This is a genomic window from Streptomyces sp. NPDC107765 (assembly GCF_055657085.1).
This window is the reverse complement of the sequence record NZ_JBVKBL010000002.1, coordinates 337,487-357,780: the sequence shown is the minus strand read 5'-3', so window position 1 is coordinate 357,780 and position 20,294 is coordinate 337,487. Positions and strand designations below refer to the sequence as shown.

Sequence of the window (20,294 nt, the reverse complement as noted above, 5' to 3'; positions counted from 1 at the left end):
TGCGGCCGAGAAATCGCTTCACCATCTGATCGGCTCCAGGGTTCCGCCCGCACATGTAGGGCACGGCACGTTGCACATGAAGGCGCAGGTGTCGCAGCCTTCGAAGCCGCAACATTCCGGACACCAAATGCCCTTGTGGTCCGCGCGGAGTTCGCAGTACGCAAACAGCTCGGGCGCCTTGGTGCCTTCGTTCTGGACTTCGAGCGGCGCTTTCTTCGTACGGACTTTCCGGCTCGACGCTGTTTTACCAGTGCGGTACAGACGCCGCATCCCTTGGCCAGTTCGGGAGCGTCGGGAGGGAGCGGCAGATGAACGGGCGGTGCCAGCGTCGTCTTAGTGTCGCTCATCGCATTGCCTCCCCGGCTCGGTTGCTCGGTGAGAAGCAATAATCCACCCGGTGACAGGCTCCCCCTAGCCGGTTTCTTGTTCGCGCAAGAATCCGTTCCTGATGTTCTCCAGCATTGAGCGCGCGTCGTCGCCAGAAAGTGCCATGGCCGCGAACCCTTCGAACTTGCGGACGTAGAGTGCAACGTCCCGCGGGTCGGTAACCACTAGTTCAGCATGGACGGTCTCGACCGTCACCGTTCGGTCGTCCCGGATAACAAAGGCGTGATTGGCTATGTCGTGCTGCCGCGCGGACAGGGGAACGATGCGAATGTCAATGTGAGGTAGGCGGGAGAGAGACACGATCCTGTCTATTTGTTCTGCCATCCTGGAGGGGGTGACGATCTGCCACCGCAGTACAGGTTCAGTGATGACGAACTGGAGTTGCTTGGCCGAGTCGTAGAGCGCCTGTTGGCGTTCTATGCGGGCGCTGATGGTCTTATTGAGGGAATCTTCGCCAAGGTCGTGCCGGGCGAGAATCGACCTGATGTATTCCGGCGTTTGCAGTAGGCCGGGGACCAATGCCGGCTGGAAGAGCCGTAGCAGCGTCATCCGAGACTCTAGGTCTCTTGTCTGCTGCTGAGCCTTGTGCACGCCCATACGGCGGATAAGGCGCCATGCTGTGGCTTCTGTCGCCGCTGCCCTGACGGCCTCTAGATATTCTTCCTTGACCTCATCAGATACGCCGATAGCCGTAAGGATGCGCTCAACATCGCCAATCGACGGAGCGGCCTTCGCGGTCTCGATCTTGCTCAACTTGCTCGCGGACATGACGGCACTGCGGGCTACAGCCTTAGCTTCCTTCCCGGATGCTTGCCGTAGAGCCCGCAGCGCGGCCCCCAACTCTCCTCTGTTCACTCGCCGTGCTTCGCCCACCATTCGGAGAACGGCACGGCGTGAGCCATAGCCGTATCTCGATATGCGCGGAACTCTTCCGCCTGTTCCGGGGACAGCACATCGGCTCCGAGGAAAGCCCCCTCCGCCGAATAGTTCATGACTCCTGGTGTCAGGCTGTCCATCAGCCAGAAATCGGGAATTCCTTCCAAGGGGTTCGACTGGTCGGTGATGTCGAGGATGAAGAACTCTTCACCGCCTGTTGCGTTCTTCTGGTACCCCCAACCCAGCTCGAACCGCAGGTACGGGGTGAGAGGCCGAGAGAGAATGTGCACGCGATAGATGCGCTTGCCCTGGCTGGTGTGAGAACGGAGTTCTGACACCCATGCGTTGTTGTAGTCGATCGGTTGGTTTTCCCCGGCGAGGAATGCTTGATAAGCGTCCGCGTTTCCCGACTTGCTGTAGTCATCCAGGGTCTCTAGTCGGAATGCCTCTCGCTCGAAGGTGTCGAACAGTTCACTGAGAGTCTTAGGCGCCACGAAGACCCTTCCGGATCAGGTCAAGTACCAGTCCTTCCGGGATCTCCACCACGGTTTCGTGTGCGGGAATCTGAAGCCCGTGGTCTGTAGGAGTTTCCCCCTGCACCAGCAGGGTGCCCCTGTCGGTGGCGTAGATGCTTGGGCAATCCTTGATGTCACATGTGCTGACAAGCTTGGTGACCTTCACCGCGTTCCCTTCCTGGCCTGTGGTGTCGCGTTGTGGTCGATGCTCGCGAGCAACTGGCCAGAGGCGCAAGGGGTTCGAGTTTCCAGAACAGGAAACCGGGTGCACCCCTCAGGAGGTCCATTACTTCCCTTCGTGAGTCTGAAACACCGGCGCGGCGCCGGAACGTCGCCAGGCTGCGAGAGGCGCGCCGTAGGCGCCGCTACAGGCTCCATGGCACTACAACAACAAGAGCCCCCGGCGGGTGCCGAGGGCTCTGTGAGGCTGTCAGGGGATGACTTAGGCCAGGCCAGGGCCCCGCACCGGAATGCTGGTGAACGTCGGGGCCGGGGCCGGGTCCTGGAAGAAGTCGTTGCCCTTGTCGTCGACGACGATGAAGGCGGGGAAGTCCTCGACCTCGATCTTCCAGACGGCCTCCATGCCGAGCTCCTCGTACTCCAGGACCTCGACCTTCTTGATGCAGTCCTGGGCCAGGCGGGCGGCCGGGCCGCCGATGGAGCCGAGGTAGAAGCCGCCGTGGGCGGCGCAGGCGTCGGTGACCTGCTGGGAGCGGTTGCCCTTGGCGAGCATGATCTTCGAGCCGCCGGCGGCCTGGAACTGCTCGACGTAGGCATCCATCCGGCCCGCGGTCGTCGGACCGAACGAGCCGGAGGCGTAGCCCTCGGGGGTCTTGGCCGGGCCCGCGTAGTAGACCGGGTGGTTCTTGAGGTACTCCGGCATCTCCTCGCCAGCGTCCAGGCGCTCCTTGATCTTGGCGTGCGCGATGTCGCGGGCGACGACCAGCGTGCCGGTCAGGGACAGCCGGGTCTTCACCGGGTGCTTGGTCAGCTCGGCGAGGACCTCGTCCATGGGACGGTCGAGGTTGATCGCGACCGCGTCGAGGTCGGGGCCGGCGCCCTCGGTCAGTTCCTCGTCCGTCGTCTCCGGCAGGAAGCGGGCCGGGTCGGTCTCCAGCTGCTCCAGGAAGACGCCCTCGGCGGTGATCTTGGCGACGGCCTGGCGGTCCGCGGAGCAGGACACCGCGATGGCGACCGGGCAGGAGGCGCCGTGCCGGGGGAGGCGGACCACGCGGACGTCGTGGCAGAAGTACTTGCCGCCGAACTGCGCGCCGATGCCGATCTTCTGCGTCAGCTCGAAGACCTTCTCCTCCAGCTCCTTGTCCCGGAAGCCGTGGCCGGTGGGCGAGCCCTCGGTGGGCAGCTCGTCCAGGTAGTGCGCGGAGGCGTACTTGGCGGTCTTGAGGGCGTACTCGGCCGAGGTGCCGCCGACGACGATCGCGAGGTGGTACGGCGGGCAGGCGGCCGTACCGAGCGAGCGGATCTTCTGCTCCAGGAACTTCATCATGGAGTCCTCGTTGAGGACCGCCTTGGTCTCCTGGTAGAGGAAGGACTTGTTGGCGCTGCCGCCGCCCTTGGCCATGAAGAGGAACTTGTAGGCGCCACCGTCGGTCGCGTACAGCTCGATCTGCGCCGGGAGGTTGGAGCCGGTGTTCTTCTCCTCCCACATGGTCAGCGGGGCCATCTGCGAGTAGCGCAGGTTCAGCCGGGTGTACGCGTCGAAGACGCCGCGGGAGAGCGCTTCCTCGTCGCCGCCCTCGGTGAGCACGTTCTGGCCGCGCTTGCCCATCACGATCGCGGTGCCGGTGTCCTGGCACATGGGCAGCACGCCGGCGGCCGCGATGTTGGCGTTCTTCAGCAGGTCGAGGGCGACGAACTTGTCGTTGGCCGAGGCCTCGGGGTCGTCGATGATCTTCCGGAGCTGGCCGAGGTGCTCGGGGCGCAGGTAGTGCTGGATGTCGTGGATCGCCGCTTCGGCCAGCTTGCGCAGCGCCTCCGGCTCGACCTTGAGGAACGTCCGGCCGTCGGCCTCGAAGGTGCTGACACCTTCCGAGGTGACGAGGCGGTAGGGGGTGGTGTCCTCGCCGGTGGGGAGCAGGTCGGTGTAGGCGAATTCCGGCATGGTGGCGGTTCATCCTTACTCGGAGGGGTCTGGCTGGCTTCTACGGCAGCGCCCCAACAGCGTAGAACCCTGGCGCGCGGGCGGGGCTGTGAGGTAGGGCTCAGTCGGCGGCAGGCTCCGGTTCGGCGGCGGTACGGGCTCCGGTTCGGGCGGATGTGCGGTCCGCCGCAGCAATCCCTAGTCGCGATCTATCGCGTTTCGGTACGCTGGGCCGGTGGATGCAGACAACGGGGGACGAGCGGGCCCCGAGACCCCGCGAACGGTGGACCTGACCAAGGCCGCGACCAGGCCCGCGGGCGCGCCCGTGGCCGAGGCGGACATCCGGGCGTCCGACGCGGACCGCGACCGGATCGCCGCGATACTCCGGGAGGCGCTGGCGGAGGGCCGCCTCGATCCCGAGGAGCACGCCGAGCGGATCGACACCGTCTACCGCGCCAAGACCCTGGGCGAGCTGGAGCCGGTCGTACGCGACCTGCCGGCGGCCGGCGGCCGTCCGCAGCCGGGACCGGGCGCGTCGGCGACCGCGTCCGGCACCGGGGCGCCGCTCCCGGACCAGAACCTCGTCGCGATCTTCAGTGCCGCCTCCCGCAAGGGCCGCTGGCACGTCCCGGCGCGGATCAACGCCGTCGCGATCTTCGGTTCCGTCGAGATCGACCTGACCGAGGCGGTCTTCCCGCAGCAGCAGGTCCAGATCACCGTCACCTCCCTCTTCGGGAGCGTGGAGATCCGGGTGCCGGAGAACGTCACGCTGCGCAGCAGCGGCTCGGGGATCCTGGGTGCCTTCGAGATCGACACCCACGAGGCGGCGGACGGCGACGCCCCGCAGATCCAGGTCAACGGCTACGCCGTCCTGGGCAGCGTGGAGGCCCGGCCCAAGCGCGGGGCACTGATCAGCGACCTGCGCGACCGGGTGTGGGATCACCACCGCGACCTGCGCCGGCAGCTCCGCGACGAGCACCGTGAGCGGCACGAACGGCTGCGCCTGGAGCGGCATGAGCGCCGGGACCGCTTCCGCGGGAGGCTCGACGGCGGCCGGTGACGCACGGACGTCCCCGGGGCGGCGGTAGGACTTTTCGCCTTGTCGCGTGATCTCGTTTCCGCACGATCGCCACGGTGTGCATAAGCGTGCGCACAGCGGGTAGGGCTGGTGCATCGTCTCTCGTACGGCTGCGGGGTGCGGAAAAAGGCCGTGCGCAGCGAGACGGGCAAGGGTGATTCTCGCGCCGAAGCCGTCGTCAGGAGTAGACCGTGCTGCTACCGCATCAGCCCCTGCAGGATGCCGCTGTCCTTCCGTCCCCGCGAGTGCCTGCGCGCGACGAGGCCGGTCCCTGGCATTCCGAGGCGGTGTGCCGCCGGGACGAAGCCGGGCTGTTCTTCGCCCCGTCCAAGGAGCCGACCGCCGCGCGGCTGGCCAGGGAAGAAGCCGCGAAGCGGGTCTGTGCCCGCTGCCCGGTGATGGTCGAGTGCCGGGAGCACGCGCTCCTCCAGCCGGAGCCGTACGGTGTCTGGGGCGGGCTCACCGCGGCCGAGCGCAGGGTCGTGCTGACCCGGCGCCGGCGCCGGGAGTCCGAGCTGCAGCGTGCGGCCCATATGCCCGCGGCCGGCTGACCGACCGCGCGTATGGGCCACTTCGCCCCCGCCGGAGCCTCTCCGGCGGGGGCGAAGTGCGTGTGCGGCCGCCCCGGTGGGAGCCGTCAGCTCGGGCGCTCGAAGTCCACCGAGCTGTAGGCGCGCAGCTTCGACAGCCGGTGCTGCGAGTCGATCTGCCGGATCGTGCCGGACTTGGACCGCATCACCAGGGACTGGGTGTAGGCGGTCTCGGCGCGGTAGCGCACGCCGCGCAGCAGCTCGCCGTCGGTGATGCCGGTGGCGACGAAGAAGACGTTGTCGCCGCGGACCAGGTCGTCGATCTCCAGCACCTTGTCCAGGTCGTGACCGGCGTCCAGGGCGCGCTGCCGCTCCTCGTCGTCCTTGGGCCACAGCTTGGCCTGCAGGGTGCCGCCCAGGCACTTCATGGCACAGGCCGTGATGATGCCCTCGGGCGTACCGCCGATGCCCAGCAGCAGGTCGACGCCGGTGCCCTCGCGCGCCGCCATGATCGCGCCCGCGACGTCGCCGTCGGCGATGAACTTGATCCGGGCGCCCGCCTCCCGGACCTCCTTGACCAGGCCCTCGTGGCGCGGCCGGTCCAGGATGACCACGGTGACGTCCTCGACCGCGGACTTCTTCGCCTTGGCGATCCGCTTGATGTTCACCGCCACCGGAGCGGTGATGTCGACGAAGTCCGCCGCCTCCGGGCCGGTGGCGAGCTTGTCCATGTAGAAGACCGCGGACGGGTCGAACATCGACCCGCGCTCGGCGACCGCCATCACGGACACCGCGTTGGCCATGCCCTTGGCGGTCAGCGTCGTACCGTCCACCGGGTCCACGGCCACGTCGCACTCCGGGCCGGTCCCGTCCCCGACGCGTTCGCCGTTGTACAGCATCGGGGCGTGGTCCTTCTCGCCCTCCCCGATGACGACGACCCCGTTCATGGACACGGTGTGGATCAGGGCGCGCATGGCCTTGACCGCCGCGCCGTCCGCGCCGTTCTTGTCACCTCGCCCCACCCAGCGGCCCGACGCCATGGCACCGGCCTCGGTGACCCGGACGAGTTCCAGGGCGAGGTTGCGGTCCGGGGCCTCGGGGCTGACCTCGAGTTGGGACGGGAGATGATGCTCGGTCATCGAGCGCACCTTTCTGTACGGCGACGGCCGTGGAGGAGTGAGGGTGGCTGTGCGGGGGCGCGGGGGTCTCCCCCAGAGGTTCACAGTATCCGCACGTCGCCAAAATGAGCAGGGGGCCCTTCGCATGAGCGGCCGACCGGGGGATGCGCGACACGGCGTTCGCGCAGGTGACGGGCGTCACCGGGGGGCCTGTCGGGGCCGGCGCCGGGATGGGGGACCATAGGGGCGTGGCAGGTATGCGAGGCAGGCAAACGGTGCGGGACATGGTCCTGTCGCTGGCAGTGATCGGCGTCCTGGTCGGGGCGATCTACATCTTCATCCCGCACGACGAGAGCGCGGACGCGGCGAAGAACGCGGTGAAGGCGGTCGACTACCGCGTCGAGCTGATCACCGCCCGGCGGGCGGCGCCCTATCCGGTCGCCGCGCCTCAGGGGCTCCCCAAGACCTGGCGTGCCACCTCCGTCTCCTACAAGGCGAGCGACGACGGCAAGGGCGGTGCCTGGCACCTGGGCCTGCTCGACCCGGAGGAGCAGTACGCGGCGGTCGAGCAGAGTGACGCGCCGGCGCGGAAGTTCATCCGGGAGGTCACGCTCGGCGCCACCAGGACCGAGGGCAAGCAGGCCGTCGGCAGCAAGAAGTGGGACCGCTACCAGGGCGACAAGTACAGGGCGCTGGTCCGCGAGGAGAAGGGCGTGACCACGGTCGTCACCGGTACCGCGCCGTACGGGCGGCTGGCGGACCTGGCGGCCGCGCTGGTGGCGAAGTAGGGCCGACCTCAGCGAAGTGCGCAGGGGCCGCCGCACCCGGGCTGGGTGCGGCGGCCCCTGCGTGGTTTTCCGACGGCCGTCAGACGGTGGTGACGGCGGTCAGAGGGCGGTGACGGCCGTCAGACGGTGGTGACGGCGTCGTCGAAGGTCAGGCGCGGCGCGCGCGGGAAGAAGGCGTCCGGGCCCGGCTTGCCGATGTTGATGACGAGGAAGGACTTCTGCTTGCCGTCGCCGAAGAACTCCTTGTCGATGCCGGTGAAGTCGAAGCCGGTCATCGGGCCGGCGGCCAGGCCGGCGGCGCGGACGCCGACGATGAAGTAGCCGGCCTGCAGGGTGGCGTTCTGGGTGCCGGCGACCTCGCGGACGGCGGCCTCGGCGAAGAAGGTGTCCTTGATGCCGGGGGCGTGCGGGAAGAGCTCCGGCAGCTTCTCGTGGAAGTCCAGGTCGACGGTGAGGATCGCGGTCAGCGGCGCGGTCAGGGTCTTCGGGCCGTTGGCGCCCATGGCGTGGTTGACCAGGCGCTGCCGGGCCTCGGGCGAACGGACCAGGGTTATCCGCAGCGGCGACTGGTTGAAGGCGGTCGGGCCGAACTTCACCAGGTCGTAGATCGCCTGGACCTGCTCGTCCGTCACCGGCTCGTCCGTGAACGTGTTGGCGGTCTGGGCCTCGCGGAACAGCAGGTCCTGGGCGGCGGCGTCAAGGGCGAGAGACATAAAAGGGCACCTCGGTGGTCAGCTCGGTGGTCAAACGGGTCTGCGGTAGCCGCCGCGGAGGCGGCGAGTACCACGATGCGGATACCGCAGTCCACATACTGCACGGTTCTCCGTGCTTTCCACTCTAAAGCAGGTAGATTAATGTTCAACTAAATTGAGGGGGTTGTGAGCCGGTTCACGTGTGGACGGGGGCGTGAGGGGACGCCTACGTCGCGCGCGGCCCGGACCGCCGCGCCTACCGCTCCTCGGCCAGCGCCGCGTCCAGCCGGGCCCGGGCGCCGTCCAGCCAGCGGCGGCACACCTTCGCCAGCGCCTCGCCGCGCTCCCACAGCGCCAGCGACTCCTCCAGCGTCGTACCGCCCGCCTCCAGGCTGCGGACGACCTCGATCAGCTCGTCCCGCGCCTGTTCGTAGCCGAGCGTGGACTCCACCGAGGGCACCGCGTCCGCCGCGGGCGCGCCCGGCTGCGGTCCGGCGGCGTCCGGACCCGGCTCCGCGGCGGGCTCCGCGCTCTCCGCGGTCCGCGCGGCGGTCTCCGCGCCGGCCGCCGGGCCCTGCTCCGTCTCCGCCACGCCGTCCGTCTCCCGCTCCGTCTTCGCCTGCGCCTTCGCCATGTCTCCCACCCTATTCGGGGTCACTGACAGCGCCCTGGACGCCGCCGACCCGGACCCGGAACTCGCCCGCGGACACCCGGGCCCGCAGCTCCTCCCCGGCATCGACCTCCCCGGGGGAGCGCACCGCCGCCCCGTCCGCCTTCTGGAGCACCGCATACCCGCGCTCCAGCGTCGCCCTGGGCGAGAGCGCGACCACCCGCGCGAGGGTGTGCATCAGCTCCGAGTCGGCCCGGTCCAGCAGATGCCCCAGCGTCCGCCGGCCGCGCTCCACCAGGGCCGTGACCTGCTCCTCGCGCTCCTCCACCATCCGCTGCGGGCGCTCCATGCACGGCCGCTGCAGCGCCGCCGCCAGCCCCCGCTGCTCCCGCTGCAGGAAGCCCTCGACCGCGCGCAGCGCCCGCTCCCGCAGCTGCTGCACCCGGGCCAGCTCCTCGCCCACGTCCGGCACCACCTTCTTCGCCGCGTCCGTCGGCGTCGAGGCGCGCAGATCGGCCACCAGATCCAGCAGGGGCGTGTCCGGCTCATGGCCGATCGCCGAGACGACCGGCGTCACCGCCGCGCTCACCACCCGGACCAGCTGCTCGTCGGAGAACGGCAGCAGGTCCTCCACGCTGCCGCCACCGCGGGCCACGATGATCACGTCCACCTCGGGCAGCGCGTCCAGCTCCTGCACCGCCGCGATCACCTGCGGCACCGCATGCACGCCCTGCACCGGGACGTTGCGCACCTCGAAGCGGACGGCCGGCCAGCGGTGCCGGGCGTTCTCCAGCACGTCCCGCTCCGCGGCGCTCGCCCGCCCGCAGACCAGCCCGATCAGCTGCGGCAGGAACGGCAGCGGTTTCTTGCGGTCCGCCGCGAACAGCCCCTCCGCCGCCAGCGACTTCTTCAGCTGCTCCAGCCGCGCGAGCAGCTCACCGACCCCGACCGGCCGGATCTCCGCGGCCCGCAGCGAGAGTTGACCGCGCGGGGCGTACCACTCCGGTTTGGCGTGCACCACCACCCGGGCGCCCTCGCTGATCACGTCCGCGACCTTGTCGAAGACCTGGCGGTAGCACGTCACGCGGAGCGAGATGTCGTGGGACGGATCGCGCAGCGTCAGGAAGACCACGCCCGCGCCGGGGCGGCGGGAGAGCTGGGTGATCTGCCCCTCGACCCAGACCGCGCCGAGCCGGTCGATCCAGCCGCCGATGAGCCGGGACACCTCGCCGACCGGGATCGGCGTTTCGGGGGACGTGGAGACAGCCATACGAGCGAGCGTAGCGGCGGCCACCGACAGCGCCGGCCGCCTCGCCCTCAGCCCGCCGCCCCGCCCTCCCCGGTCCCCGCCCCACCGGCGCGCGACCGCCGCCCGTACTGCACCGCCAGCCACACCAGCCCCACCGCCAGCCAGCACCCGCCCACGGCCCGCGCCGTCGGCGACGCCGCCACGAGCACCGCGACCACCACCGCGAGCCCCAGCAGCGGCACCACCACGTGCCGCAGCACGCCCGGCACTCCGGCCCGCTCCCGCGCCCGGAAGCGGAACCAGCCGATCACCGAGGCGTGCAGCAGCCCGAACGCGGTCAGCGCCCCCACGTTCACGACCGACGACAGCTGCTCCAGCCCGTCGTCCCGGCGCGCCGCCCACACCGCCGCCACCAGCATCACCCCCGCCGCGCCCAGCAGCGCCCGGCGCGGCACCCCGCGGCGGGCGTCCACCTCGGCCATCGCCCCCGGCAGCCGCCGGTCCCGGGCCATCGCGAACAGCAGCCGCCCGGCCGCCGCCTGCCCCGCCAGCGCCGCGAACGCCGCCCCGACCGCCTTGCCGGCCGCCACCAGCTGCCCCAGCCACGGCCCGGCGGCCGCCTCCGCCGTCACGTAGAAGGCGCTGCCCTGCTCACCCGGTCCGGCCGCCAGTCCGGCCGCGGACACCGGGGCGAGCAGCGCCGCGAGATACGTCTGCACGGCGAACAGCACCCCCGCCACCGCCAGACAGGCCAGCACCGCCCGCGCGACCCGCCGGGGTCCGCCCGCCGACTCCTCCGCGAACGACGCGATCGCGTCGAAGCCCAGGAAGGACAGGACCGCGACCGACACCGCCGCGAGCACCGCGCCCACCGAGAACCCGCCCTCGCCGGTGAACGGTTCGCTCCAGCCGCGCCGCGCCCCCTGGGTGACCAGCACATACCCGGCCGCGCCGACGAAGACCAGCAGCACCGCGAGCTCCAGGGCCAGCACCGCGAAGCCGACCACCGCCGCGGTCCGTACGCCCCACAGGTTCAGCAGCGTCGTCACCACCACGGCCAGCGCCGTCCACACCCACTGGTGCACCGACGGCACCAGGGCGTGCAGCGCGATCCCGGAGAACAGATACGCCACCGCCGGGATCAGCAGATAGTCCAGCATCGCCATCCACCCGGCCACGAACCCGGCACCGTCACCCAGCCCCACCCGGGCGTAGGCGTAGACCGACCCGGCCCGCGGCGCGACCCGCACCATCTGGGCGTACGAGTACGCCGTGCACGCCATCGCGGCCGTCGCCACCACGTAGACCACGGTGATCGCGCCGTGCGACCTCGCCAGCAGGGTGCCGAAGATCCCGACCGGCGCCATCGGGGCGATGAACAGCAGCCCGTAGACGACCAGGTCCCGGAACGTCAGCGTCCGCCGCAGCGCCGCCGGCCCCGCCCCCTCCGCCGCGCCGGCCCGCCGCCCCGACCCCATCCCGGCCTCCTCGGTAGTTCCGGCCTTCGCAGTGGCCTCCCAGTCTGGGCCAACGGCGGATCTTCGGGCGCCGGGCACGGCCCTTACGATGGGACGCATGACTTCCCGCCCGTCGCCCACCGCCGCCCCCAGTGGAGACGCTGCGCGTCCCAGTGACATCCGTCCCCCCGCCGGCCGCAAGGTCCTGCTCGCCGCCCCCCGTGGCTACTGCGCGGGCGTGGACCGCGCCGTGATCGCCGTCGAGAAAGCCCTGGAGCAGTACGGCGCGCCCGTCTACGTACGCCACGAGATCGTGCACAACAAGTACGTCGTGCAGACCCTGGAGAAGAAGGGCGCGATCTTCGTCGAGCGCACGGAGGAGGTCCCGCCGGGCAACATCGTGATGTTCTCGGCACACGGTGTCGCCCCCGTCGTCCACGAGGAGGCCAAGCAGGGCCGCCTCGCCACCATCGACGCGACCTGCCCCCTGGTGACCAAGGTCCACAAGGAAGCCGTCCGCTACGCCAAGGAGGACTACGACATCCTCCTGATCGGCCACGAGGGCCACGAGGAGGTCATCGGCACCTCCGGTGAGGCCCCCGACCACATCCAGCTCGTCGACGGCCCCGAGGACGTCGACAAGGTCGAGGTCCGCGACCCGTCGAAGATCGTCTGGCTGTCGCAGACCACCCTCTCCGTGGACGAGACCATGGAGACCGTCGACGCCCTGAAGACCAAGTTCCCGGGCCTCATCTCCCCGCCCAGCGACGACATCTGCTACGCCACCCAGAACCGGCAGCTCGCCGTGAAGCAGATGGGCGCCGAGGCGGACCTGGTCATCGTGGTCGGCTCCCGCAACTCCTCCAACTCCAAGCGGCTCGTCGAGGTCGCCAAGCTCGCCGGCGCCCGCGCGGCCTACCTCGTGGACTTCGCCGACGAGATCGACGAGACCTGGCTGGAGGGCGTGACCACGGTCGGCGTCACCTCCGGCGCCTCCGTCCCGGAGGTCCTGGTCGAGCAGGTCCTGGAGTGGCTCGCCGAGCGCGGCTACGGCGACGTCGAGATCGTCAAGGCGGCCGAGGAGTCCATCATCTTCTCGCTGCCCAAGGAGCTCCGCCGCGATCTGCGCGCCGAGGCCAAGGCCGCGACCGAGGACACCGACGCCTGACGCCCCGGCCCGACGACGAGCGCGGCCCCGGCGGACGAAAGCGCCGCCGGATCCGCGTTCCCTGGGCGGCCGGGCCCGTCCGCGCCTAGCCTTTTCCCATGAGGGTCTTCGGTGTGGACATCGGCGGATCGGGCATCAAGGGCGCCCCGGTGGATCTCGAACGCGGCGAACTCGCCGACGAGCGCCACAAGGTGCTGACCCCGCATCCGGCCACCCCGGACGCCGTCGCGGACGGCGTCCGCGAGGTGGTCGCGCACTTCGGATGGACCGGCCCGGTCGGCGCGACCTTCCCCGGAGTGGTCACCGGCGGGATCACCCGCACCGCCGCCAACGTCGACAAACAATGGATCGGCACCGACGCCGCCGCCCTGTTCACCGACCGGCTCGGCGGCGAGGCCGGCGGCTGCCCGGTCACCCTCCTCAACGACGCGGACGCGGCCGGCCTGGCCGAGATGCGCTTCGGCGCCGGCCGCGGCCGCACCGGCACCGTCATCGTCCTCACCCTCGGCACCGGCATCGGCAGCGCCGTCTTCACCGACGGCCGGCTCCTCGCGAACACCGAGCTCGGCCACCTCGAACTGAACGGCCACGACGCCGAGAAGCGCGCCTCCACCAAGGTCAAGGAGGACGAGGACCTCAGCTGGCAGCGCTGGGCGCGCCGGGTCCAGAAGTACCTCGCCCATGTGGAGATGCTGTTCTCGCCCGAGCTGTTCGTGATCGGCGGCGGGGTGAGCCGCAGGGCCGAGAAGTTCCTGCCGCTGATCGAGGGCATCAGGGCCGAGATCGTGCCGGCTCAGCTTCAGAACAACGCGGGGATCGTGGGGGCTGCGATGGCCGCGTACGCCGCTCGGGCTGGCGCGCCACCTGCCGCGGCCGTGGCCCCGGGCGGGCCCGGCCGGCCTTCCGCGCCGCCGCCCGGTCCGCCGGCCCGGGCTCCCCGTTCCGCGGTCGCGTCACCGGTCGGCTGGCCCGACGCCGGGCGCTGACCGCCGCCCACCGGACGACCGCGATCAGCGCGCAGACCAGCGTGCCCGCGTAGAGCCAGCCGGCGTTCAGCGCCAGGACGGTGAAGACGCCCATCAGCAGCCCGCCGAAACCGTCCCCGCCGCGGTGGATCGGCACCGTGCCGAGCGTGAAGGCGATCGGCAGCGTGACCGGCGCGCAGATCAGGTCGTACGGCCGCACCCACACCGCCGCGCCGACGCCCACCAGCAGGAAGAACACGCCGTACGGGGTCTGGGCGCCGCCGAGCAGCAGCTGGTCCAGGCAGGCGAAGGCGAGCAGCGCGAGGGTCGCCAGCAGCCAGCAGCCCAGGCCGGTGAGCTTGGCCGCGGGCAGCCGGCGCCGCAGGCCGTCCGGCGCCGCGGGCAGCGGACGCTGCGGACGCGCCCGATAGACGGCCGAGGACTCCGGGCCCACCGGGGGCGGCACGGCCGCCCGCTCACCCACGGGGCCCGCCACGGCCGCCGCGGTGGGCCCCCGGGCGGCCCACGCCTGCGCCGGGCCGCGCGCCGCGGCCCGTGCGGGCGCGGGCGCGGTGATCGGGACGGACGCGAAGCCGGAGGCCCGCATCGCGGAGAGGAAGTCGTCGTCGGGGTCGGGGGCCACGGCCTCCGCCGGGCGCGGGAGCCGGGCGTCGTGGTCCGCGGCCGGGCGTCCGGACCGCGGCGGGCCGTGCTGGGGGATACGCGCTTCGTGTTGCTCCACTCGCCAACGGTAGGCCGCTAAGTGGTATTAACCGGTTACGGGACACGCCCTTTGGTCGAGCTTGGGACTGCGTTCGACGCGAGCGGGTGCGGGCCGGGCAAAGAGAGGGCCGGAAGGCGGGACGCGGCGGTGGGGCACCGGCCCGGGCTGGGGCGGCCGGGCGCCGCCGCCCGCCCCGTAGACTGGTGGATCGGCCCCTCACGAGGCCGTTGCCCACCCCACCACTCTCCCTTCGGAAGTCGAGTCGCCACCGTGTCGCTCACGATCGGAATCGTCGGTCTGCCGAATGTCGGCAAGTCGACCCTGTTCAACGCCCTGACCAAGAACGACGTGCTGGCGGCCAACTACCCGTTCGCCACCATCGAGCCGAACGTCGGTGTCGTCGGCGTCCCCGACCCCCGCCTGGCCAAGCTCGCGGAGATCTTCTCCTCCCAGAAGATCCTCCCGGCCACCGTCGACTTCGTCGACATCGCCGGCATCGTCCGCGGCGCCTCCGAGGGCGAGGGCCTGGGCAACAAGTTCCTCGCGAACATCCGCGAGTCCGACGCGATCTGCCAGGTCATCCGCGCCTTCAAGGACGAGAACGTCGTCCACGTCGACGGCAAGGTCTCGCCCAAGGACGACATCGAGACGATCAACACCGAGCTGATCCTCGCCGACCTGCAGACCATCGAGAAGGTCCTGCCGCGCCTGGTGAAGGAGTCGCGGATCAAGAAGGACGTGGCCCCCAAGGTCAAGGCCGTCGAAGAGGCCAAGGCCATCCTGGAGAAGGGCGACACCCTCTTCGCCCACGGGATCGTCCAGGGCAGCGAGCGCAACGAGCTCCTGCACGACCTCCACCTCCTCACCACCAAGCCGTTCCTCTACGTCTTCAATGTCGACGAGGACGAGCTGACCGACGAGGACTTCAAGAACGAGCAGCGCGAACTGGTCGCCCCCGCCGAGGCGATCTTCCTCAACGCCAAGCTGGAGGCCGACCTCGCCGAACTGGACGAGGACGAGGCCCTCGAACTCCTCCAGTCCGTCGGCCAGGAGGAGCCCGGCCTCGCCACCCTCGCCCACGTCGGCTTCCGCACCCTCGGCCTGCAGACCTACCTGACCGCCGGCCCCAAGGAAACCCGCGCCTGGACCATCAAGCAGGGCGCCACCGCCCCCGAGGCCGCGGGCGTCATCCACACCGACTTCCAGAAGGGCTTCATCAAGGCCGAGGTCATCTCCTTCGCCGACCTGGTGGAGACCGGCTCGGTAGCCGAAGCCCGCTCCGCGGGCAAGGCCCGCATGGAGGGCAAGGAGTATGTGATGCAGGACGGGGATGTGGTGGAGTTCCGGTTCAACGTGTGACGCGTTCGAAAGCGTCAACGTAGCGACCAGCAACCGCGCCAGGTCAAGCGGGGTCGATCCCATGACGGGTCGACCCCGTTGTCGTTTCCGTTGCTGGCTCCGTGCGAACGGTCCGGGCCGGGCTGCCCTGAGGGTCCTCGGCCTGAGTGCGGGCGCCGCCACGCCTCTCGACGAGCGCCGCGAAGCCGTCGAGTACGCACCGCAGTCCGAACTCGTAGGCGTGGTCGGGGTGGTACGCGCCCTGGTGGGTCTCGCCCGCCGCGCTGCCCACGCGGGTGGCGAGCGGGTAGCGGTCGGGGTCGAAGACACGGGCGAGGAGGGGGGCGTTGGCGGCCCACCACTGCTCGTCCGACATGGCGCTGTCGCGGTCGGCGGCCTGGGCGTCGAGTGCGGTGCGGGCGGTGGACTGGACGAAGGCGAGGAGGTGGGTGAGCGCCGCGTCCATCTCGATGTCGTCGAGCCCGATCCCGTCGAAGGCCCCCAGCTCATGCTCGTACTTGGCCATCAGGCCGGGCCCGAGGGCAGGGCGCGTGATGGGCAGGGTGGCCACCCAGGGGTGTCGCCGTAGAAGGGCCCGGTTCTCGTGGGCGACGGTCGTGGCACGGGCGCGCCAGCAGGCACCCGGAAGATGCTCGGTGCGCGGCATCTGCTGGTAGACGGTGTCGAGCATGAGGTCGAGCAGCTCGGCCTTGCCCGGGACGTAGGTGTAGAGCGTCATCGGCGTGACGCCGAGCTCCTGGGCGATACGGCGCATGGTGAGCGTGTCCAGGCCGTCGCGGTCGGCGAGCTCGATGGCGGTCTGTACGACGACGTCGAGGCTGAACTGCTGCTTCGGCCCGCGCCTGCCGGACTTGTGTCCTCCCTCGCGCCACAGCAGTTCAAGCGTGCGCGCCGGGTCGCCTGCGCCGGTGCGGTCCTTCGCCTTTGCCATGGCTCACATTCTCCCGCACGCCTCTTGCGTGCAGCGCGGAGCCTGACCCCTGACTCTCTACCACTCCCTAAACTCTCTACGCAGTATAGAATACAACGTATAGAGTTACTCGCATGCGGCCGGCTCGCCTGCCGGATCCGTCGACCCGCGTCCACCCTGGAGAGAGAACATGCAGGTCACCGCCACTGCCATTTCCCTGAACGTCGACGATGTCGCCGTCTCCGCCCGCTTCCTCACCAAGCACTTCGGCTTCACCGAGGCCGCCGGCGCGGACGGCTTCGCCTCCCTGGTCCGCGAGGACGCGGCCAACGTGATCTTCCTGCGGCGAGGGATCGAGGTCCTGCCCGAGGGCTTCCGGGAGCAGCACGCCGCCGGGCTCATCGTCGCCTTCACCGTGACTGATCTGGAGGCCGAATACGAGCGGCTGCAGGGCGAGGGAGTCACCATCACCATGCCGCTGCGCGAAGAACCGTGGGGCGAGCGGCTCTTCCAGGTGACCGACCCGAACGGCGTGATCATCCAGCTCGTCGACTGGGTCACGCCGGCCCGGTGACCAGGGGGTCGATGAGGAAAGGTTCCGGCGGCGTGTCAGGGCGCGGGCGGGGGTCGGTGAGTGCATCGGGCAGGTTCAACGTGCAGCGAGCCACGTAACGCCGCCTGGGTGACCCCACGTCACCTCGTTGTGGATTTTCAGGGTGGGCGTGGCGACGACTTGATCCAGCCGAGGGAGCGCTCGACCGCCCGCTTCCAGTCCTCGTACTCCGCCTCCCGCCGCTCGGGGGACATGTCCGGCAGCCACTGGGCGGCCCGGTGCCAGTTGTGGCGCAGGACCTCCATGTCGGGCCAGTAGCCGGCGGCGAGACCGGCGGCGTAGGCGGCGCCCAGGGAGACCGTTTCGACGGCCATGGGGCGCACCACGGGCACGTCGAGCACATCGGCCAGGAACTGCATGAGCAGGTTGTCCGACGTCATCCCGCCGTCCACCTTGAGCACCTTCAGCGCGAGCGAGGAGTCGGCGTTCATGGCGTCGACCACCTCCCGGGTCTGCCAGCCGGTGGCCTCCAGCACGGCCCGGGCCAGGTGCCCCTTGGTGATGTACGAGGTGAGGCCGACGATGACCCCGCGGGCGTCGCTGCGCCAGTGCGGCGCGTACAGGCCGGAGAAGGCCGGGACGATGTAGCAGCCGCCGTTGTTCTCGACGGTGCGCGCGAGCGTCTCGATCTCGGGGGCGGTGCTGATCAGCCCCAGCCGGTCGCGGAACCACTGGACCAGCGCGCCCGTGACGGCGATCGGGCCTTCGAGCGCGTAGACCGCGGGCTGGTCCTCGACCTTGTAGGCGACCGTGGTGAGCAGTCCGTGCCGGGACCGTACGAGGTCGGTGCCGGTGTTGAGCAGCAGGAAACTGCCGGTTCCGTAGGTGCACTTCGCCTCGCCGGGGGCGAAACAGGTCTGCCCGAAGAGCGCCGCCTGCTGGTCACCGAGGGCCGCGGTGATGGGGACGCCCGGGATGACGGCACGGGCGGCCCCGTAGCTCTCGGCCGAGGCGCGGATCTCCGGGAGCATCGGCCGGGGGACCCCGAAGAACCCCAGCAGTTCCTCGTCCCAGTCGAGGGTGCTGATGTTCATGAGCATGGTGCGGCTGGCGTTGGTGACGTCGGTGAGGTGCACGCCGCCGGCCGGCCCGCCGGTGAGGTTCCAGATCAGCCAGCTCTCCATCGTGCCGAACAGCACCTCGCCGTCCTCGGCGCGCTGCCGCAGCCCGTCGACATGGTCGAACAGCCAGCGGATCCGGGGCGCGGAGAAGTACGCGGAAGGGGCCAGGCAGCAGCGCCGGAGGAAGAACTCGTCCCCGGGCCGGCTACGGAGGTCCTCCACCAGCGGAGCCGTACGGGTGTCCTGCCAGACGATCGCCCTGCCCAGCGGGGTGCCCGTACGGGGGTCCCACAGCACGGTCGTCTCGCGCTGGTTGGCGATCCCGACGGCGGCGACCTCGTCGGCACCGACATCCGCATGGGAGAGCGCCTGCGGCACCACGCGCTGCAGGGTGTGCCAGATCTCGACGGCGTCGTGCTCGACCCACCCGGGCCGGGGGAAGTACTGCTGGTGCTCCCGCTGGGCGACCGACACCAGCCGCCCCTGGTGGTCGAACAGGATGCATCGGGTGGAGGTGGTGCCCTGGTCGATGGACATCACATACCGCTTAACCATGATCAACCTTCCGTTGCGGTGCACGAGGGCGGTGGCTCACCAGCGGGCGGCCCCAAGATCTCTGGAGATCGCCCGGGCGGCGTGGCGGACCTGGGTGACCAGGGCCGGCTGCGGGACCCCTTTGGCGTCACAGATCCGCTCGACCGTGCCGGAGACCCCGATGGCGCCCACCACGAGGCCGCCGTGTCCCCGGACCGGCGCGGCGATGCCGGCCTCCCCCGTGATCATCTCCTGGACTTCGGCCGCCCACCCGAGCTCGCGGACCTCGGTGAGCGCCCGGGAGAGGCTCTCGCGGTCGACCAGGGTGTGCCGGGTGTACGCCTCCAGCCCGGCCTCCACGGCCGGCTCCAGCGGCACACTGCCGAAGGCCAGCAGCACCTTGCCGAGCGAGGAGGCGTGCAGCGGAAGCAGCGCGCCCACGTCGAGGGTCTGGAGGGTGTCGTCGGGGCGGAAGACGTGGTGGACGATGAGCACCTTGCCCTCCAGGGGCGCGCCCAGGCGGACCGCCTCCCCACTGCGGGCGGCCAGGGCATCGGCCCAGTTGATGGAGCGGGACCGCAGCTCGTTCACGTCGAGGTAGCTGGTGCCCAGGTGCAGCAGCGCGGCCCCGAGCTGGTACTTTCCGGTCGCCGGGTCCTGCTCGACGAAGTCGATGTTCTGCAGGGTGCGCAGAATGCCGTGGGTGGTGCCCTTCGCCAGTGCGAGGGACGCGGCCACCTCACCCAGCCCGAGCCGACGGGGCCCACTGGCGAGCAGACGCAGGATTGCCGCCGCCCGTTCGATCGACTGGACCGGGCCGGCCATGAGGCAATCGTAGTCCCGCGGATCGTAGTCCCGCGGTCGGCATCTGCCCGAAGGAACGGGCCTTCGCGGGGAGCGTTCGGTAATGCCGACCGCCGTTCATTGACCGTCTCCACCGTCCCCCATAGCGTCCCTTCAAAGCCCGGCATCCAGCCGGTAGGGGGGCCTGGGAGGAGGCGGCATGACGGCACAGCTCGGAGCGGTGGTCGGGGAGGCGGTCGAGCACGTCTGGCCGCTGCCCCACATCCCCGAAGCCGTCTCGGTCGTACGCCGACGGGTGCGTACGGTCCTGGCCGGCTGGAACCTGACCCCGGACCTCGCCGAGGACGCGCTCCTCGTGGTCTCCGAACTCGTCACCAACGCGGTCGTGCACGCCCGGCCACCGGCGGTGCTGCGACTGTCGCGGAGCGTCGACGGGCCCAACGCCCTGCGCGTCGAGGTCACCGACACCGGGTCCGCGACGGCGGACGGGCAGCCGGTCGTCGAGCGCCGCGCGGGCGAACACGGCCGCGGGCTCGGCATCGTCACCGCCCTGGCGGCCGAGTGCGGCACGCGGGTCCACGCGGGCCGCACCACCCGGTGGGCGGAGCTCCACGGCGCGTGAGTCGTTGAATCGCCGTCGGTGACCAGGGGATTCCTTGGAATCCTTGGATTCCTCCGGCGGCCGGCGGCCGCCGTTCGCTGGCGCGGGGGTGTGCTGCCGTAGTGCCGCGTGCACCGGTCGAAGAGGGTCCGGC

General features: G+C 70.5%; 20 protein-coding genes and 1 pseudogene. 8 read left to right on the top strand and 13 right to left on the bottom strand.

Annotation, left to right across the window (positions count from 1 at the left end; translation table 11 throughout):
• Positions 1-411: 411 nt before the first annotated feature.
• From ACZ7MX_RS06065 to ACZ7MX_RS06050, 4 genes are all read right to left on the bottom strand, one after another.
• A complete protein-coding gene (locus ACZ7MX_RS06065) occupies positions 412-1,242 on the bottom strand; it encodes a helix-turn-helix domain-containing protein (RefSeq protein WP_472130577.1) in 831 nt (276 codons plus the stop codon).
• Positions 1,239-1,757: a DUF6879 family protein gene (locus ACZ7MX_RS06060; RefSeq protein ID WP_472129756.1), complete on the bottom strand. Its 519-nt coding sequence runs from the start codon at positions 1,755-1,757 to the stop codon at positions 1,239-1,241. The genes ACZ7MX_RS06065 and ACZ7MX_RS06060 overlap by 4 nt, the downstream gene beginning before the upstream one ends.
• Positions 1,747-1,944 (bottom strand): hypothetical protein, encoded by a 198-nt coding sequence (locus ACZ7MX_RS06055; protein ID WP_472129754.1) that lies wholly within the window; start codon positions 1,942-1,944, stop codon positions 1,747-1,749. Before ACZ7MX_RS06055 ends, ACZ7MX_RS06060 begins: the two co-directional genes overlap by 11 nt.
• Positions 1,945-2,220: 276 nt before the next feature.
• Positions 2,221-3,900: a fumarate hydratase gene (locus tag ACZ7MX_RS06050; RefSeq protein ID WP_472129752.1), complete on the bottom strand. Its 1,680-nt coding sequence runs from the start codon at positions 3,898-3,900 to the stop codon at positions 2,221-2,223.
• A 262-nt stretch (positions 3,901-4,162) separates the two neighbouring features.
• On the opposite strand from ACZ7MX_RS06050, the gene ACZ7MX_RS06045 reads away from it, so the two are divergent.
• Both ACZ7MX_RS06045 and ACZ7MX_RS06040 read left to right on the top strand, forming a co-directional pair.
• A complete protein-coding gene (locus tag ACZ7MX_RS06045; protein WP_472130575.1) occupies positions 4,163-4,939 on the top strand; it encodes a DUF1707 SHOCT-like domain-containing protein in 777 nt (258 codons plus the stop codon).
• A gap of 209 nt (positions 4,940-5,148) precedes the next feature.
• Positions 5,149-5,508 carry a WhiB family transcriptional regulator gene (locus ACZ7MX_RS06040; protein ID WP_030412196.1) on the top strand — a complete coding sequence of 120 codons (360 nt, stop codon included), beginning with the start codon at positions 5,149-5,151 and terminating at the stop codon, positions 5,506-5,508.
• 86 nt (positions 5,509-5,594) lie between these two features.
• On the opposite strand, the gene glpX is transcribed toward ACZ7MX_RS06040, so the two are convergent.
• Complete coding sequence (gene glpX, locus ACZ7MX_RS06035; RefSeq protein WP_030412197.1) at positions 5,595-6,626, bottom strand: class II fructose-bisphosphatase; 1,032 nt, start codon at positions 6,624-6,626, stop codon at positions 5,595-5,597.
• 236 nt (positions 6,627-6,862) lie between these two features.
• On the opposite strand from glpX, the gene ACZ7MX_RS06030 reads away from it, so the two are divergent.
• Positions 6,863-7,393 carry a DUF4245 domain-containing protein gene (locus ACZ7MX_RS06030; RefSeq protein WP_472130573.1) on the top strand — a complete coding sequence of 177 codons (531 nt, stop codon included), beginning with the start codon at positions 6,863-6,865 and terminating at the stop codon, positions 7,391-7,393.
• Positions 7,394-7,512: 119 nt separating this feature from the next.
• Here ACZ7MX_RS06030 and ACZ7MX_RS06025 read toward each other — a convergent pair whose 3' ends face one another.
• The 4 genes from ACZ7MX_RS06025 to ACZ7MX_RS06010 form a co-directional block, all read right to left on the bottom strand.
• Positions 7,513-8,106 (bottom strand): malonic semialdehyde reductase, encoded by a 594-nt coding sequence (locus ACZ7MX_RS06025; protein ID WP_472129750.1) that lies wholly within the window; start codon positions 8,104-8,106, stop codon positions 7,513-7,515.
• Positions 8,107-8,341: 235 nt separating this feature from the next.
• Complete coding sequence (locus tag ACZ7MX_RS06020) at positions 8,342-8,545, bottom strand: exodeoxyribonuclease VII small subunit (protein ID WP_037838208.1); 204 nt, start codon at positions 8,543-8,545, stop codon at positions 8,342-8,344.
• 184 nt (positions 8,546-8,729) lie between these two features.
• The gene (gene xseA / locus ACZ7MX_RS06015) at positions 8,730-9,965 is read right to left on the bottom strand and encodes an exodeoxyribonuclease VII large subunit (RefSeq protein ID WP_472129748.1); all 1,236 of its coding nucleotides are present in this window, start codon (positions 9,963-9,965) and stop codon (positions 8,730-8,732) included.
• Positions 9,966-10,012: 47 nt separating this feature from the next.
• Complete coding sequence (locus tag ACZ7MX_RS06010; RefSeq protein ID WP_472129746.1) at positions 10,013-11,422, bottom strand: APC family permease; 1,410 nt, start codon at positions 11,420-11,422, stop codon at positions 10,013-10,015.
• Between the two features lie 88 nt (positions 11,423-11,510).
• Here ACZ7MX_RS06010 and ACZ7MX_RS06005 point away from each other — a divergent pair, with 88 nt between their 5' ends.
• Positions 11,511-12,569 (top strand): 4-hydroxy-3-methylbut-2-enyl diphosphate reductase, encoded by a 1,059-nt coding sequence (locus ACZ7MX_RS06005; protein ID WP_472129744.1) that lies wholly within the window; start codon positions 11,511-11,513, stop codon positions 12,567-12,569.
• Between the two features lie 98 nt (positions 12,570-12,667).
• Positions 12,668-13,555, top strand: a complete 888-nt coding sequence (gene ppgK / locus ACZ7MX_RS06000; protein ID WP_472129742.1) for a polyphosphate--glucose phosphotransferase — start codon at positions 12,668-12,670, stop codon at positions 13,553-13,555.
• A gap of 13 nt (positions 13,556-13,568) precedes the next feature.
• On the opposite strand, the pseudogene ACZ7MX_RS05995 reads toward ppgK, so the two are convergent.
• Positions 13,569-14,141 (bottom strand): annotated as a pseudogene (locus ACZ7MX_RS05995) (DUF6542 domain-containing protein); the annotation flags it as partial.
• A gap of 387 nt (positions 14,142-14,528) precedes the next feature.
• On the opposite strand from ACZ7MX_RS05995, the gene ychF reads away from it, so the two are divergent.
• Positions 14,529-15,617 (top strand): redox-regulated ATPase YchF, encoded by a 1,089-nt coding sequence (gene ychF, locus ACZ7MX_RS05990; RefSeq protein ID WP_472129740.1) that lies wholly within the window; start codon positions 14,529-14,531, stop codon positions 15,615-15,617.
• Between the two features lie 43 nt (positions 15,618-15,660).
• On the opposite strand, the gene ACZ7MX_RS05985 is transcribed toward ychF, so the two are convergent.
• Positions 15,661-16,548 (bottom strand): TetR/AcrR family transcriptional regulator C-terminal domain-containing protein, encoded by an 888-nt coding sequence (locus ACZ7MX_RS05985; protein WP_472129738.1) that lies wholly within the window; start codon positions 16,546-16,548, stop codon positions 15,661-15,663.
• A gap of 169 nt (positions 16,549-16,717) precedes the next feature.
• Between ACZ7MX_RS05985 and ACZ7MX_RS05980 the strand changes: the two genes are divergently transcribed.
• Positions 16,718-17,101: a VOC family protein gene (locus tag ACZ7MX_RS05980; RefSeq protein ID WP_472129737.1), complete on the top strand. Its 384-nt coding sequence runs from the start codon at positions 16,718-16,720 to the stop codon at positions 17,099-17,101.
• Between the two features lie 137 nt (positions 17,102-17,238).
• Here ACZ7MX_RS05980 and glpK read toward each other — a convergent pair whose 3' ends face one another.
• Positions 17,239-18,756, bottom strand: a complete 1,518-nt coding sequence (glpK, locus tag ACZ7MX_RS05975; protein ID WP_472129735.1) for a glycerol kinase GlpK — start codon at positions 18,754-18,756, stop codon at positions 17,239-17,241.
• A 36-nt stretch (positions 18,757-18,792) separates the two neighbouring features.
• The gene (locus tag ACZ7MX_RS05970) at positions 18,793-19,560 is read right to left on the bottom strand and encodes an IclR family transcriptional regulator (protein WP_472129733.1); all 768 of its coding nucleotides are present in this window, start codon (positions 19,558-19,560) and stop codon (positions 18,793-18,795) included.
• A gap of 178 nt (positions 19,561-19,738) precedes the next feature.
• Between ACZ7MX_RS05970 and ACZ7MX_RS05965 the strand changes: the two genes are divergently transcribed.
• Positions 19,739-20,161 (top strand): ATP-binding protein, encoded by a 423-nt coding sequence (locus ACZ7MX_RS05965; RefSeq protein WP_472129731.1) that lies wholly within the window; start codon positions 19,739-19,741, stop codon positions 20,159-20,161.
• Positions 20,162-20,294: the final 133 nt, after the last annotated feature.